At 71.6% G+C, this 13350-nt stretch carries 12 protein-coding genes and 1 tRNA gene; 10 read left to right on the plus strand and 3 right to left on the minus strand.

Going from position 1 to position 13350, the window contains the following annotated elements:
• Positions 1-117: 117 nt before the first annotated feature.
• Together MTQ01_RS03335 and MTQ01_RS03340 are read left to right on the plus strand one after the other, a co-directional pair.
• Complete coding sequence (locus tag MTQ01_RS03335; RefSeq protein ID WP_247486758.1) at positions 118-1047, plus strand: metallophosphoesterase; 930 nt, start codon at positions 118-120, stop codon at positions 1045-1047.
• 83 nt (positions 1048-1130) lie between these two features.
• Positions 1131-1204, plus strand: a tRNA-Pro gene (locus MTQ01_RS03340).
• Positions 1205-1344: 140 nt separating this feature from the next.
• Here MTQ01_RS03340 and MTQ01_RS03345 read toward each other — a convergent pair.
• Positions 1345-1818, minus strand: a complete 474-nt coding sequence (locus MTQ01_RS03345) for an ArsI/CadI family heavy metal resistance metalloenzyme (protein ID WP_247486759.1) — start codon at positions 1816-1818, stop codon at positions 1345-1347.
• A gap of 79 nt (positions 1819-1897) precedes the next feature.
• Here MTQ01_RS03345 and MTQ01_RS03350 point away from each other — a divergent pair, with 79 nt between their 5' ends.
• From MTQ01_RS03350 to MTQ01_RS03370, 4 genes are all read left to right on the plus strand, one after another.
• Complete coding sequence (locus tag MTQ01_RS03350; RefSeq protein ID WP_247486760.1) at positions 1898-2299, plus strand: helix-turn-helix transcriptional regulator; 402 nt, start codon at positions 1898-1900, stop codon at positions 2297-2299.
• Positions 2296-3420, plus strand: coding sequence for an ACR3 family arsenite efflux transporter (gene arsB / locus MTQ01_RS03355; protein ID WP_308294351.1), 1125 nt, complete (start codon positions 2296-2298; stop codon positions 3418-3420). The genes MTQ01_RS03350 and arsB overlap by 4 nt, the downstream gene beginning before the upstream one ends.
• Complete coding sequence (locus MTQ01_RS03360; RefSeq protein WP_308294352.1) at positions 3413-3841, plus strand: arsenate reductase ArsC; 429 nt, start codon at positions 3413-3415, stop codon at positions 3839-3841. The genes arsB and MTQ01_RS03360 overlap by 8 nt, the downstream gene beginning before the upstream one ends.
• A gap of 704 nt (positions 3842-4545) precedes the next feature.
• Positions 4546-5061: a potassium channel family protein gene (locus tag MTQ01_RS03370; protein WP_247486761.1), complete on the plus strand. Its 516-nt coding sequence runs from the start codon at positions 4546-4548 to the stop codon at positions 5059-5061.
• Here the strand turns inward: MTQ01_RS03370 and MTQ01_RS03375 are convergent.
• Both MTQ01_RS03375 and MTQ01_RS03380 read right to left on the minus strand, forming a co-directional pair.
• Entirely contained in the window at positions 5034-6188 is a 1155-nt protein-coding gene (locus MTQ01_RS03375; protein ID WP_247487704.1) for a homoserine O-acetyltransferase, read from the minus strand. The two genes, MTQ01_RS03370 and MTQ01_RS03375, sit on opposite strands and share 28 nt — an antisense overlap.
• Positions 6185-7570 (minus strand): bifunctional o-acetylhomoserine/o-acetylserine sulfhydrylase, encoded by a 1386-nt coding sequence (locus MTQ01_RS03380; RefSeq protein ID WP_247486762.1) that lies wholly within the window; start codon positions 7568-7570, stop codon positions 6185-6187. The genes MTQ01_RS03375 and MTQ01_RS03380 overlap by 4 nt, the downstream gene beginning before the upstream one ends.
• A gap of 1457 nt (positions 7571-9027) precedes the next feature.
• Between MTQ01_RS03380 and MTQ01_RS03385 the strand changes: the two genes are divergently transcribed.
• From MTQ01_RS03385 to MTQ01_RS03400, 4 genes are all read left to right on the plus strand, one after another.
• Positions 9028-9789: a DNA-binding response regulator gene (locus MTQ01_RS03385; protein ID WP_247486763.1), complete on the plus strand. Its 762-nt coding sequence runs from the start codon at positions 9028-9030 to the stop codon at positions 9787-9789.
• A gap of 304 nt (positions 9790-10093) precedes the next feature.
• The gene (locus MTQ01_RS03390; protein WP_247486764.1) at positions 10094-10888 is read left to right on the plus strand and encodes a TrmB family transcriptional regulator sugar-binding domain-containing protein; all 795 of its coding nucleotides are present in this window, start codon (positions 10094-10096) and stop codon (positions 10886-10888) included.
• A gap of 213 nt (positions 10889-11101) precedes the next feature.
• On the plus strand, positions 11102-12025 hold the full coding sequence (locus MTQ01_RS03395; RefSeq protein WP_247486765.1) for an ACP S-malonyltransferase: 924 nt from the start codon (positions 11102-11104) through the stop codon (positions 12023-12025).
• Positions 12026-12226: 201 nt separating this feature from the next.
• Positions 12227-13120: an IclR family transcriptional regulator gene (locus tag MTQ01_RS03400; RefSeq protein WP_247486766.1), complete on the plus strand. Its 894-nt coding sequence runs from the start codon at positions 12227-12229 to the stop codon at positions 13118-13120.
• Positions 13121-13350: the final 230 nt, after the last annotated feature.

Below are 13350 nucleotides of genomic sequence, written 5' to 3' on the forward strand. Positions count from 1 at the left end.
GTTTCGTCGGTCGCCGTTCCGGGGGCCGGCAGGCCCTGCCGCCGCCACGCACGTGCCGGGCTCCGCGGTGTCGGGGCGTGGGGTGAGGGCACCCGCCGCTTCTGCGACCATTGACGAATGCGTGCGCGATATGGAGTACCTCTCGGCATCACGGCATTCGGCGCGGCCTGCGTGGGCTACGCGACGCTCGTGGAGCCCCGTTCGTTCCGGCTGAGGCGGGTCACGGTCCCCGTGCTGCCGCCGGGGATGAAGCCGCTGCGGGCGCTCCACGTCTCCGACATCCACATGGTCTCGGGCCAGACGAAGAAGCGCCGCTGGTTGCAGTCGCTGGCCGGTCTGCGGCCCGACTTCGTCGTCAACACCGGTGACAACCTCTCCGACCCGCACGCCGTGCCCGAGCTGCTGGACGCGCTCGAACCCCTCATGGAGTTCCCCGGCACGTACGTCTTCGGTTCCAACGACTACTACGGCCCGAGGCTGCGCAACCCCGGCCGCTACCTGATCGAGAAGGCGAGCGGTCGCCACGGCCTCAACGGCAACCAGCCCGTCGTCGGCGCGATCCACAACCCGTGGGAGCCGATGCGCGACGCCTTCGACGCCGCCGGTTGGGTCGGCCTCACCAACGCCCGCGGCGAACTCAAGCTCGAACACGGCCACTTGGCCCTCACCGGGCTCGACGACCCGCACATCAAGCGTGACCGCTACAGCGAGGTCGCAGGCGGACCGGACCCGGACGCGGACCTCTCCCTCGCCGTCGTCCACGCGCCCTATCTGCGCGTGCTGGACGCCTTCACCGCCGCCCGCTACCCGCTGATCCTCGCCGGGCACACCCACGGCGGCCAGCTCCGCATCCCGTACTACGGCGCCCTGGTCACCAACTGCGACCTGGACACCGCACGGGTCAGCGGCCTCTCGGACCACCGTGTCGGCGACCGCCGCTCCTATCTGCACGTCTCCGCGGGCTGCGGCGCCAACCGCTACACCCCGATCCGGTTCGCCTGCCCGCCCGAGGCGACCCTCCTCACCCTCACCGAACGACCCCGCTGACCAGCGCACGAGCGCTTCTCCACCGCCCGGGAAACCGGATTTCGCCTCAGCGCGACCGTGGGCTAAAGTAGTGCTCGTTGCTTCGGGGTGTGGCGCAGCTTGGCAGCGCGCTTCGTTCGGGACGAAGAGGTCGTGGGTTCAAATCCCGCCACCCCGACAGATGTAACACCGCGTCAGGCCGGTTTTCTCATTGCGAGAGAACCGGCCTGACGTGCGTGTGGCTCCCGTGGTGAAATGCCGGCGAGGACTGCGAGTTCCACGCCGGGCCGCCCCGTCCGGGACTGCGTGTGCGACGGCTCAACTGCCGCAGGAGCAGTTCCCGGCCGACGGTGCGGTCGCGGTGGTCTCCGGTTGATCGGCGCAGCAGGCGTCGCTGCCGATTGCGGCGCTCTTTCCCGGTTGGTCGGCGTCGGCCTTGACGACGTAGACCTCCCAGGGCTCCTTGCCGGGGCCGTGTACCCAGACCTTGTCCTGGAGGGCGTAGCAGCAGGAGGTGTCGTTCTCCTCGAAGGTCGCGAGTCCGGCGTCCTTGAGGCGGGTGGTGGCGGCCGTGACCTCGTCGGTGGTCCCCACCTCGACTCCGAGGTGGTCCAGGCGGGTTTCCTGTCCGGGCTCGCCCTCGATGAGGACGAGTTTGAGCGGCGGGGTGGTGATGGCGAAGTTCGCGTAGCCGGGGCGGCGTTTGGCGGGCTCGACGCCGAAGAGCTTGGAGTAGAAGGTGACCGACGCTTCGAGGTCGGCGACGTTGAGTGCGAGCTGGGCGCGGGACATGAGGTCTCCCCGGAGCTGGTGCATCGATGTTTGTCGAATCAACCTTGCGGCGTGCATCGATGAATGTCAACATAGAAGGATGTCGAAACAAGAGCTCGTGGTGCTCGGTCAGGACGGCGTCGAGGGGTGCTGCCCCGCCCTGTTGACCGCTCCGCTGGACGACGGTCAGGCCGAGACGCTGGCCAGGGTCTTCAAGGCGCTGGGCGACCCGGTCCGGCTGCGGCTGCTGTCGATGATCGCCTCGCGTGCAGGCGGTGAGGTCTGCGTCTGCGACCTCACCCCGGCCTTCGACCTGTCGCAGCCGACGATCTCCCATCACCTGAAGCTGCTGAAGCAGGCCGGGCTCATCGATTCCGAACGGCGCGGGACGTGGGTGTACTACCGGTTGCTGCCGGAGATGACCGACCGGCTCGCGGCGATTCTCACCCGGCCCGCGGGACAGCCGCTGTCCGGGGCCGTGCCGCCAGGGGCCGCCTCGTGAGAACCGAACAGGCTGCCTCGGAGGCCTCCGGGGGGCCGGTCGCCCGGCGGCTGTCTTTCCTGGACCGGTTCCTCGCGGTGTGGATTCTGATCGCGATGGCAGCCGGCCTCGGACTGGGTCGCCTCGTGCCCGGCCTCGGGGACGCGCTCGCGACGGTCACCGTCACCGGTGTCTCGCTGCCCATCGCGCTCGGCCTGCTCGTGATGATGTATCCGGTGCTCGCCAAGGTTCGTTACGACCGGCTCGACACTGTCACCCGCAACCGTCGTCTGCTCGTCCCGTCTCTGGTGCTGAACTGGGTCGTCGGCCCGGCCCTGATGTTCGCCCTGGCCTGGGTCTTTCTGCCGGACCTGCTCGAGTACCGCACCGGCCTGATCATTGTGGGCCTCGCCCGCTGCATCGCCATGGTCATCATCTGGAACGATCTCGCCTGCGGCGACCGCGAAGCCGCCGCCGTACTCGTCGCTCTGAACTCTGTCTTCCAGGTGATCGCGTTCAGCCTGCTCGGCTGGTTCTATCTCTCCGTGCTCCCCGGTTGGCTCGGCCTGGAGCAGACCGCGCTCGACGTTTCCGTCTGGGAGATCGCCCGCTCCGTCCTGATCTTCCTCGGTGTCCCGCTGCTGGCCGGGTTCCTCACCCGCCGCCTCGGCGAGAAGGCCAAGGGCCGCACCTGGTACGAGACGAAGCTGATCCCCCGCATCGGGCCGTTCGCCCTGTACGGGCTGCTGTTCACGATCGTGGTGCTCTTCGCTCTTCAGGGCGACGCGATCACCTCGAAGCCGCTGGACGTCGTACGGATCGCGCTGCCGCTGCTGGTCTATTTCACAGTGATGTGGGCCGCGTCCATGGCGGTCGGGCGCGCGGTCGGACTGGGCTACGCCAGGACCACCACGCTGGCGTTCACCGCGGCGGGCAACAACTTCGAGCTCGCCATCGCGGTGGCCATCGCCACCTTCGGAGCCACCTCCGGCCAGGCCCTCGCCGGAGTGGTCGGGCCCCTGATCGAGGTGCCCGTACTCATCGGTCTGGTCCACGTCGCCCTCGCCGCCCGCCGCTTCTTCCCACAGCCCGCACCGGCGGTCACACCCGACGTCGCCCCGGAAGGTTCCGCCCGTGTCTGAGGTCTCGAAGCCGTCCGTGCTGTTCGTGTGCGTCCACAACGCCGGACGCTCCCAGATGGCCGCCGCCTTCCTCACCCATCTCGCGGGCGACCGTGTCGAGGTCCGCTCCGCCGGGTCCGCGCCGGGGGACGCCGTGAACCCGGCTGCCGTCCGGGCAATGGCCGAAGTCGGCATCGACATGTCCGCGGCGAAGCCGAAGGTGCTGACCGCGGCCGCCGTACAGGCATCCGACGTGGTGATCACCATGGGCTGCGGCGACACCTGCCCGGTCTTCCCGGGCAAGAGATACCTCGATTGGGAGCTCGAAGACCCGGCCGGTCGCGGCATCGAGGCCGTCCGCCCGATCCGCGACCGGATCGAGCAGCACATCCGCAACCTGCTCGCCGAACTCCAGCCCACGGACACACAGCAGGCCGACTGACGAGGTCGGGCCGGCGCTCGAAGCGCTCGCGCGAGGCCGGCCCGGATCACGTCATCGCTGGTTTGCGGCGCGTGGGCCGAGCCGTCTCGTGTCCTTGCCGGCAGAGCGCCGGAATCGAGAAGCGCAGGCGCTCAGGAGCGTGCGGCAGTGCCGCTTTTGCAAGTCGGTGGTGAGTGCCCTGGGCTTCGGGTGTGCCCGTAAGTCGCGTGCTGTGCAGCCGTCTTGGGCGGTCGTGGTTCTGCGGCAGAGGCTCTGGGCGATTCGGTGCGCGAGGGACGGTCCGAGGGGATCGGCCGCGTCCGGAAGGCTCTGCGCCGGGTCCGCCCGACTCCACCCGGGCGGGGTGGGGTGGGGCCGTTTGGGGGTGGTGGGGTGGTGCGGGGGACGGGGGTGCGGAGGATCGGAGGGGTGCGGTGCTTCGAGAAGCGGGGTGAGTGGCGGTGGCGAGGCGGTTCGGAACACGGCGCCCGGGACGCGGTCGTTCGGGCCGTCGGCGCGAGGTGCGTCAGCAGGAGGGCCGCCGGCAGGAGGTGGGTCGGCGGGAGGTGCGTCGGGAGCAGGGAGAGCGTCGGGAGCAGGGAGGGCGCCGGAGGGGAGGGTGGGGGGAGGTGCGGTCGCATGTGCCGTTCAGGCGGGTGCGGTCGGGGCAGGGGCAGCTTCGGCGTCCCGGTCGGCCGCTGTTCTGGCGGGTGCGGCCGTGGAGTGTGGCGGTGCTGTTGTGCGTACTGCTGCTGGCGGGGTACTTCCTGTTGCCGCTGCACCACTTCGGCCCGCATCGGCCGACGGCGAGCTGGGCGGTGTTCGTGGGGGCGCTGGGTGCGGTGGCGGGGCTGCTGGTGTGGCAGATCCGGGACGTGCTGCTGGAACGGCCGACGGCCCGGCCCGGCTTCGTCATCCCGGTGCTGATGATGGTCTCGGTGCACATCTTCGCCGCGGGGTACTTCGCGCTGTCGCGGTATCCGGGCGAGATGAGTGGGCTGGAGACCCGGCTGGACGCGCTCTACTTCACGATGGTCACGCTGACCACGGTCGGCTACGGCGATGTCGTCGCCACCGGTCAGACCGCGCGCATCGTGGTGGTTCTCCAACTGGTGTACGGCCTGGTGTTCCTGACCGCGGCGGGTGCGGCGCTCAGCACGCAGCTGCGGGGCATGCTCGGTACGCGCGGCGCTCAGCGGGAGGGCGCCCCGTCTCAGCGGGAGAGCACCTCGCGCAGGTGAGTGCCGACCTGTTCGGTCTCCACGAGGAAGCCGTCGTGGCCGTGGTCGGAGCGCAGCAGGCGGAGTTCGGCGTCGGGCATCGCGGCGGCCAGGGCGGCTTGTTGGGCGGGCGGGTAGAGCCGGTCGGTGTCGACGCCGACCACGAGCGCGGGGGAGCGCAGCCGGCGCAGGGCGGCCGTCGTACCGCCGCGTCCGCGTCCGACGTCGTGGGTGTTCATGGCCTCGGCGAGCGTCACGTAGCTGCCGGCGTCGAAGCGGCGCACCAGCTTGTCCGCCTGGTGGTCCAGATAGGACTCCACTTGGTGGCGGCCACCGCGGGTGGGGTCCTCGCCGGGCTGGGCGGCGCGGCCGAAGCGCGTCTGGAGTTCGGGCTCGGTGCGGTAGGTGAGGTGGGCGATGCGCCGCGCGGTGCCGAGTCCGCGGTGGGGGCCGTGTCCGTCGGGCAGGCGGTGGTAGTCGCCGCCGTGCCAGCCGGGGTCGTCCCGCACGGCGCGGATCTGGAGCGAGGCCCAGGCGATCTGTTCGGCGGAGGCGGCTGCCGGGCAGGCGAGCAGGCACAGTGCGCGCACCCGGTCGGGGGCGGTCGCGGCCCATTCCAGGGCGCGCATGCCGCCCATGGAACCGCCGATGACGCAGTGCCAGCGATCGATGCCGAGTGAGTCCGCCAGCCGGGCCTCGGCGGCGACCTGGTCGCGTTGGGTGAGGCGGGGGAAGGCGCTGCCCCACGGCCGTCCGCCGGCGCCCGGCAGGGGGCTGGGGGACGCGGGGCCGGTGCTGCCCTGGCAGCCGCCGAGGACGTTGGGGGCGACGACGAACCAGCGGTCGGTGTCCAGCGGGCGGCCCGGTCCGACCAGGGCGTCCCACCAGCCGGGCGAGGGGTGGCCCGGGCCGGCGGCTCCGGCGAGGTGGCTGTCGCCGGTGAGGGCGTGCAGCACCAGTACGGCGTTGGAGCGGTCGGGCGCGAGGGTGCCCCAGGTCTCGTGGGCGAGGGTGAACTCCGGCAGCTCGCCGGTGAGTTCGAGCGGCAGCGGCCGGGTGGAGGTGAAGAAGCGGCGGGCGCCGGGCGGGTCCCCCTCCTGCCAGGCTCCGGTGGCGGGAGGGGGACCCGGGTGTGCGGACGTGCTCAGGGCGTGCTCCCGCCGGCCGGTGCGGGGGCGCCGACCTGCGCGGCGGCGCGGAAGCCGGTCTCCAGATCGGCGAGGAGGTCCTCGACGTTCTCCAGTCCGACCGAGAGCCGTACGAGCCCGGGGTCGGCGCCCGCGGCGGTGAGCTGCTCCTCGGTGAGCTGGCTGTGGGTGGTGGAGGCGGGGTGGATGATCAGGCTGCGGACGTCGCCGATGTTGGCGAGATGGCTGAAGAGGCGCACGGCGTCGACGAAGCGCTTTCCGGCCTCGACGCCGTCGCGCAGTTCGAAGGAGAGCACCGCTCCGGCGCCCTGCGGCAGATAGCGCCGGCCCGCCTCGTACCAGCGGTTTCCGGGCAGCCCGGGGTAGTGGACGGCTGCGACCTCCTCGCGCTGCTCCAGCCACTCGGCGATCCGCTGTGCGTTGGCGGAGTGCCGTTCCAGCCGGAGGCTGAGTGTCTCGACGCCCTGGAGCAGCAGGAACGCCGAGTGCGGGGAGAGCGCGGGCCCCAGGTCGCGGAGCAGTTGGACGCGCAGCTTCACGGCGAAGGCGCTCGGGCCGAGGTCGGGCCAGTAGCGCAGCCCGTGGTAGCTGGGGTCGGGTTCGGAGAACTCGGGGAAGCGTTCGGCGTGTGCGCCGAAGTCGAAGGTGCCGCCGTCGACGACGACGCCGCCGATGGTCGTGCCGTGGCCGCCGAGGAACTTGGTGGCGGAGTGCACCACGATGTCGGCGCCGTGCTCCAGCGGACGCAGCAGATAGGGCGTCGGCACGGTGTTGTCGACGATGAGCGGGAGCCCGGCGTCGTGGGCGGCGTCGGCCAGAGCGCGTACGTCGGTGACGTTGCCCCGGGGGTTGCCCAGCGTCTCCGCGAAGAACGCCTTGGTGTTGGGCCGTACCGCCGCGCGCCAGGCGGAGATGTCGTCCGGGTCGTCGACGAAGGACACCTCGATGCCGAACTTCGGCAGCGTGTGCCGGAAGAGGTTGTACGTCCCGCCGTAGAGCGAGGTGCTGGAGACGATGTGGTCGCCCGCGCCCGCGAGGGTGAGCAGCGCGAGCGTCTCGGCGGCCTGCCCGGAGGCGAGCGCCACCGCGGCGACGCCGCCCTCCAGCGCGGCGACGCGCTCCTCGAAGACGTTCTGGGTGGGGTTGTGGATGCGGGTGTAGATGTTGCCGGGCTCGGCGAGGGAGAAGAGGTCGGCGGCGTGCTGCGTGCCGTCGAAGACGAACGAGGTCGTCTGGTAGATCGGTACGGCCCGTGCGCCGGTGGTGGGGTCGGGCTCGGCACCGGAGTGGATCTGCCTGGTCTCGAACGCCCAGGCGGAATCGGCCTGTTGGGGCTGGTCCGTGGCGGTGCCGCCGGTCGCGGCGTCGACGGTCTGGCTCATGTCGTTCCTTCTGTGCTGCCGCGCCGGTGCGGCTCTTCGCACGGGTGGTGCTTCGTCGGTGCCGTTCGGGCGCGGTGGGGGCGGTGGGCGGACGGGTCGTTCGTGGCCGGTGGGCCGGTGGGCCGGTGGCCTGGTCGTTCGGTGGCCCGGGTGGGGCCGGGGCCGGTTCCGTGTGGGCGGGTGGACGGGCCGTGGCGCGGACGCGGACTCGTGCGCACCGACGGGCCGTTCTTCGACCGTAGGGCGGCCCGTCCGGGGTCGGAACGGATGCAAGGAGGTGTCCATCAACCCGAAATGTGCGGGCAACAACTCGACGGGCCGTTCGAACACCCCGCAGGGGGAGGGACGTTGCGTGAGGGCGCGAGCACGGGGAGTCGGAACCGGGGTGCGGAATCACGGCGGACGGAGATGGGTGGCCCTGACACTATTTTGGCGTTCAATTTCTTTTCTCGCTCGACAGGGGCGGAGGGTTTTCCTCTGCCGGGGCGGGGCGAGTTGCACGCGTGTTGTTTCCGGCGGGGTGTACGCGGAGCGGGCCCCTCGGAAAGGGCGAGGAAATCCGCCGTGGAATCGGCTGGGGTGCTGACCGTTATGGGTGGTTTGCGGCGTCCCTGGTGTGAGGTGCTGGCATCACCATGCCGAGCGGCGGCGATTCGGGCCCCGGGTTCACTTGTCTGGTGAGGTGTGCTCGCACCCGACTGCGGAATGAGGGGTTCCGTTCCCGGTCGGGGAAGGGGAGTCCGGGGTTCCGGTGCGCGGGGGCACGGAGGGGGTGGGGAGTGATTGTCAGTGACAGTGCTTGCTACACCTAAAGTTCTCGGAGTCTTTGCCCCGCCTCCTCCGCGAGAGGCTTTTCATGATCGTTCAGGCTTGGCGGCGCTCTCTCGTTTCCCTGTCGACCAGCAATTTCGCTCCGGAGGTCCTGTCGGAGGGGTACTTCGAGGCGGCTTCGGAGGGGGCGGTGACCGACGTTGACTGGCTACCAGCCAGTAAAAAACCGACCCAAGTGATGACACCTGTCATGTGCTCGGGCGGGCGGTCGGTGCCGGGTTCGGGGGCTCGCCGATCGGGGCGGCAGGGGGCGCTCGGGGGAAGATGGCCACTTGAGGACAGTGGTGGCGTGCTCGACCGCCGTTCGACGGCGCGACGAGTCGGAATCGAGTACGGGTTCCGTGCGCACCGAGGGCCGGTGCAGCTTGTTGACAGTGAATGACCCGTGGCGGTTGACTTCCGATCAGGAGTTGCGATTCTTCGCAGCTGATTTGGTTGAGGCCATCAGGAATGCCTCGACCGGTCGTCGCGAACCGCGCTCGGGCAGCTCGTCGAAAGTTTGGTGCGAGGCAATCGCACATTCAATTCTTTTATTTCCGCGTCCGGCGGCAACACCGCGGGGCGCTGCGACGGGCCGGCCGGTGCGGGCGCGTGAGCGCAAGGCTGTGTACATCACGGGGGAGTACATGACTGAGACAGTTTTCGAACGTCCAAGGGTCGCCGTGCCGGTGCGGTCCGCGGCCCAGAGCCATGCGGCGCATCTGGAGCAAACCCTGCTCCAGGCCCGCCAGTTGATCGAGTCCACCGTCACCCTGCACCGGCGGCGGCCGTCCGCGTCCGGCGTCATGCAGACGGACGCCGGCGTCACCACCGAGACCCTGGAACAGCTCATCTTCCGGGCCCGGCGCTCGGTGAGCGTCTCCTTCAGCGGCTCGGTCGGCTTCGTCGAAGCCGTGTTGCGCTGCCTCGGGCACGTACCCGACGGGGTGTCCGTGCGGATTCTCTGCACGCCGACCGCCGCCGACGCGGCCTCCGCCCAGCTGAACAGCCGCCCGGACGTACGGGTGTTCCGCCACGATCTGCGCGAAGTCGTCGTGGTGGACGGGTCGTTCGCCTTTCTCCGGTCGCCCGGGAAGGGTGCCGCGGTCGTCACCGACGCCGCCACCGTCAGCGCCATGGAGATGCTCTACGTCGGTGTCTGGTCGCGCGGGCGCAGGCTCGGGGACCATCTGGAGCTCAGCCCCAGACTGCGCACCGAGCTGACCCGCCGCATCCTGGAGCGGATGCGCGCCGGTCGCACCGACGCCGCCGCGGCCCGTGAACTGCAGGTCTCGCTGCGCACCTACCGCCGCCATGTCGCCGAGATCATGCGGGAGTTGGACGCCTCCTCCCGTTTCGCGGCCGGAGTGCGCGCGGTCGAGGTCGGCCTGCTCCCGCAGGAGCACTGAGCCCGTACGCCGCGCCGCCCGCGGGCCGGACCGCACGTGGGCCGGGCCGCGGGGCCCGCTTGCGCCCGCCCCGTCCGCCCGTCCCGTGCCGACGGGCACGTGCCACTCGTACAGACGGACACGTACAGACGGGCACGTGCCGACGGGGCGCGCGTACCCGCCCGCCGCCGCGGCCGGCGTCCCGTACGCCGCGTCCCGTCCTCGCCCGCCCGCCGCCGGTACGCGGCGATCCGCTGCGGTCGGCCGCAACTCGCCGCGGCAGCCCAGCAATCGACAGCATTCGACGAACCAAGTGGAGTGACACGTGCACCGGAGACCGGGGGACGATTTGGAGTACGCGTTGCTGACGGTGCAGGAGCTGATCGAGTCGACGATGGTCATCCACCGCGACCGCAGTCGGCAGGAGCAGCTCATCACCGCGGTCAGCGGCAGCTACGCGAAAGTCCTCACCTACGCCCGGGAGTTGATCGAGCAGGCCGAGGACACCATCGACATCCTGCACTCCCGGGTGCCGAGCTCCAGCGAGCGGCTGGAGGGGGCCGGCTGGACCGAGCGCGATCTCCTGAACTGCGCTCAGGACTCGGTCACCACAAGGGTGTTGGTCTCGCCGGTGCTGGCCGAGGAGTCCTTCCCCCGGCAGGAGTCGGGCAAGACGAAGCCGATCGCCGTACGGGTGGTGCGGCTGCCCTCCCTCCAGGTGCTGATCGCCGACGGCTCCACCGCGCTGGTGGTGGCCGGGCCGTCGGCGGCGCGCAGGGCTTCGCTGATCAAGGAGCCCGAGGTGCTCCAGGCGCTGCGGATGTACTTCGAGAGCATCTGGAACAGTTCGCTGCCCGCGGACGAGCACAGCATCTTCGGCGACCGGGACCGCACCGTGCTCAGCCGGCAGATCCTCGGCGCGCTCCGGGCCGGCGTCACCGACGAGGTGGCGGCGCGCGAGCTGACCGTTTCGGTGCGGACCTACCGGCGCTACGTCGCCGAGATCATGGCGCTGCTCGGCGCCAACTCGCGTTTCCAGGCCGGAGTTCGGGCGGCGGAGCTCGGACTGCTGCCCTCCTCCTCGTCCGTGCCCAGACAGCCGGGCGGCCCGCAGGGGTGAGATGTCGCCTTCCGCCCGGGATCGCAGCTTCATGAAAGCGGCGTTGCCCCGGCCGGAACGGCGCAGTTGGATGAGCCACCAGTACGGGACGCCCTCCGCATCCGGAGGCTCCCGTCCGGCGGTTCATTCCCCGAGTCGCCCCTCGCGGGGCTTTGGTGCGGCACCCCGTGCAGGTCCCCGCCCCTCGGTCCACTCCGTGCGGAAGGCACTCCCATGAGTCAGCAGCAGATCGGCCTGGTCTTCCCGGGGCAGGGAACGCAGAAGCAGGGCATGGGCGAGCCCTGGCGGGACACCCCGTCCTGGACGATCGCCGCGGAGGTCTCCGAGGTCGTCGGCGAGGACATGGCCGAGCTGCTGCTGGACACCCCGACCGAGACGCTGCGGCGCACCGATCTCGCCCAACTCTCGGTGTTCACCGTCTCGGTGATCGCCCACGCGGAGGCGGTGCGCCGCGACGCGCTGGGCGGCGAGGTGATCGCCTGTGCCGGGCACAGCCTCGGCGAGTACACCGCGCTCACCGCGGCCGGGGCGCTGACAGTGCCCGCCGCCGCGAAGCTGGTCGCGGCCCGCGGCCGGGCGATGCGCGAGGCGGCCCGGGACGGCGGGGGCACGATGGGCGCCCTGGTGGCGGCTCCGCTGGAGAAGGTGGAGGAACTGGTCGCCGCGGTCCGCGCCGAGGGCGAGGAGGTCTGGGTCGCCAACATCAACGCCCCCGGCCAGACCGTGGTCTCCGGTTCCGTCGACGGGGTCGGCCAGGTGGCGCTCGAAGCACCGGAGTACGGGGCGAAGTTCATCCGGATGCAGGTGGGCGGCGCGTTCCACAGCCCGTACATGGCGCCCGCGGCCGAGGCGCTCACGCTGGCGCTGAAGGAGACCGAGTTCGCCGCCCGCCATGTGCCGGTGGTCGCCAACGTCGACGCGACGGCCCACGACGGCGACTGCGACTGGCCCGACCACGGCACCCGCCAACTCACCTCGCCGGTGCGGTGGGAGGAGAGCGTGCGCACGCTCACCGAGACGCTCGGCTGCGGCCGGCTGGTGGAGCTGGGACCGGGCCGCACCATGGCGGGGCTGATCCGCAGGATCGTGCCGGGCACCGAAGTGGTGTCCCTGGACGCGCCGTCGGCGATGGACTGACGGCCGGTACGGCACCACGAGCGAGTCACGGGCACCGGCCGGGCCGAGAAGGCCACCGGGCCCGCGGGGGAGGGACCGGCGCACCATGGCATCCGGCACCGAGATCGGTCGGAGGAGTCGAAGCAGCTGCCCACGAGGTCGCTGCCGCCGCGGCGTGGGCAGCCGCGGGCCGGTCGCGTTCAGCGGTGGGGGAGTGCGCGGATGAGCACACCGACCCGGACCCGTGAGTGGGCGAGCGGAATCAGCGTGCTCGACAAGGCGTCGACGCTGCTGGAGATCGTCGAGCAGGCACCGACGCCGCTGAACGAGCTGGTCGCCCGCTCCGGCCTCGCCCGGCCGACCGCCTACCGGATCGCGATGGCGCTGCAACGCCTCGGCCTGCTCACCCGCGACTCCCGCAAACGCTTCGTCCTCGGCCCGCGGCTGGGCTCGATGTCGGTGGAGGCGCGGCAGGACCGGCTGGCCCAGGAGGCGGTGCCGGTGCTCGCCGAACTCCACGCGCTGACCGGGCTCGACGCCCGGGTGCTGCGCCGCAGCGGCCGGGCGCAGCTCTGTGTCGCCACCTCGGACGACGCCCCCGACCTCCACCACGGGGCCGGCCTCCACGACGCCCCCGACCCCGACGACGAGGCCGGCCTTCGCGACCGCGCCGACGCTCGTCGCGAGAACGCCGTTCCTCGTGTTGCGCGGACAGCCGCCGACCGCGCTGATCGCGCCGACCGTGCCGATCGGGCGCCGGTCGGTACCGCGCGGCCGCTGACCGGCGGCGCGGTCGCGCTGGTGCTGCTGGCCTGGGAGGAGCCCGAGGAGATCTTCGCCGGGCTGCGGGGTGCGCGGTTCACCGCGGCGCACCTCTCCCAGGTGCGTCGCAGGGGCTGGGCCAGAGGAGCCGACGCGATGGTGCCCGGTGAGGTGGCGTACGCGGTGCCGGTACGGATCGGCGCGGGCCGGGTGGTGGCGGCGCTGTCGGTGTCCGGCGAGCCGGGCCGGATGGACCCGATCGCCTTCCGGCGGTTCGGCGCCTCGGTGTTCGACGCCGCGAACCGGCTCGGCGACCTCCTCCAGCAGGGCCGGCCCGCGGCTCTGCGCGACTGACCGGGGCGGGGCGGCCCGTACCGCCTCCGTGGGCGCCTCAACCGGGCCCGTACGACGCCCACTTGCGGCCCGATCGGCGGTTGCCCGCACCCGCCGAGGCACCCGCCGAGGGCTGCCCCGCGCCCCCGCGCCCGTACGTCGCCCCGCGCCCGTGCCCGCCCGCCCGTGCCGTGCGTCCCCGCCGAGGGGCGGGCGTGGGGCGTGCTTCGGGCTGTCGCGTACGGGCTGTC

The sequence above is a fragment of the Streptomyces sp. XM4193 genome (assembly GCF_023072595.1).
GTDB lineage: Bacteria > Actinomycetota > Actinomycetes > Streptomycetales > Streptomycetaceae > Streptomyces.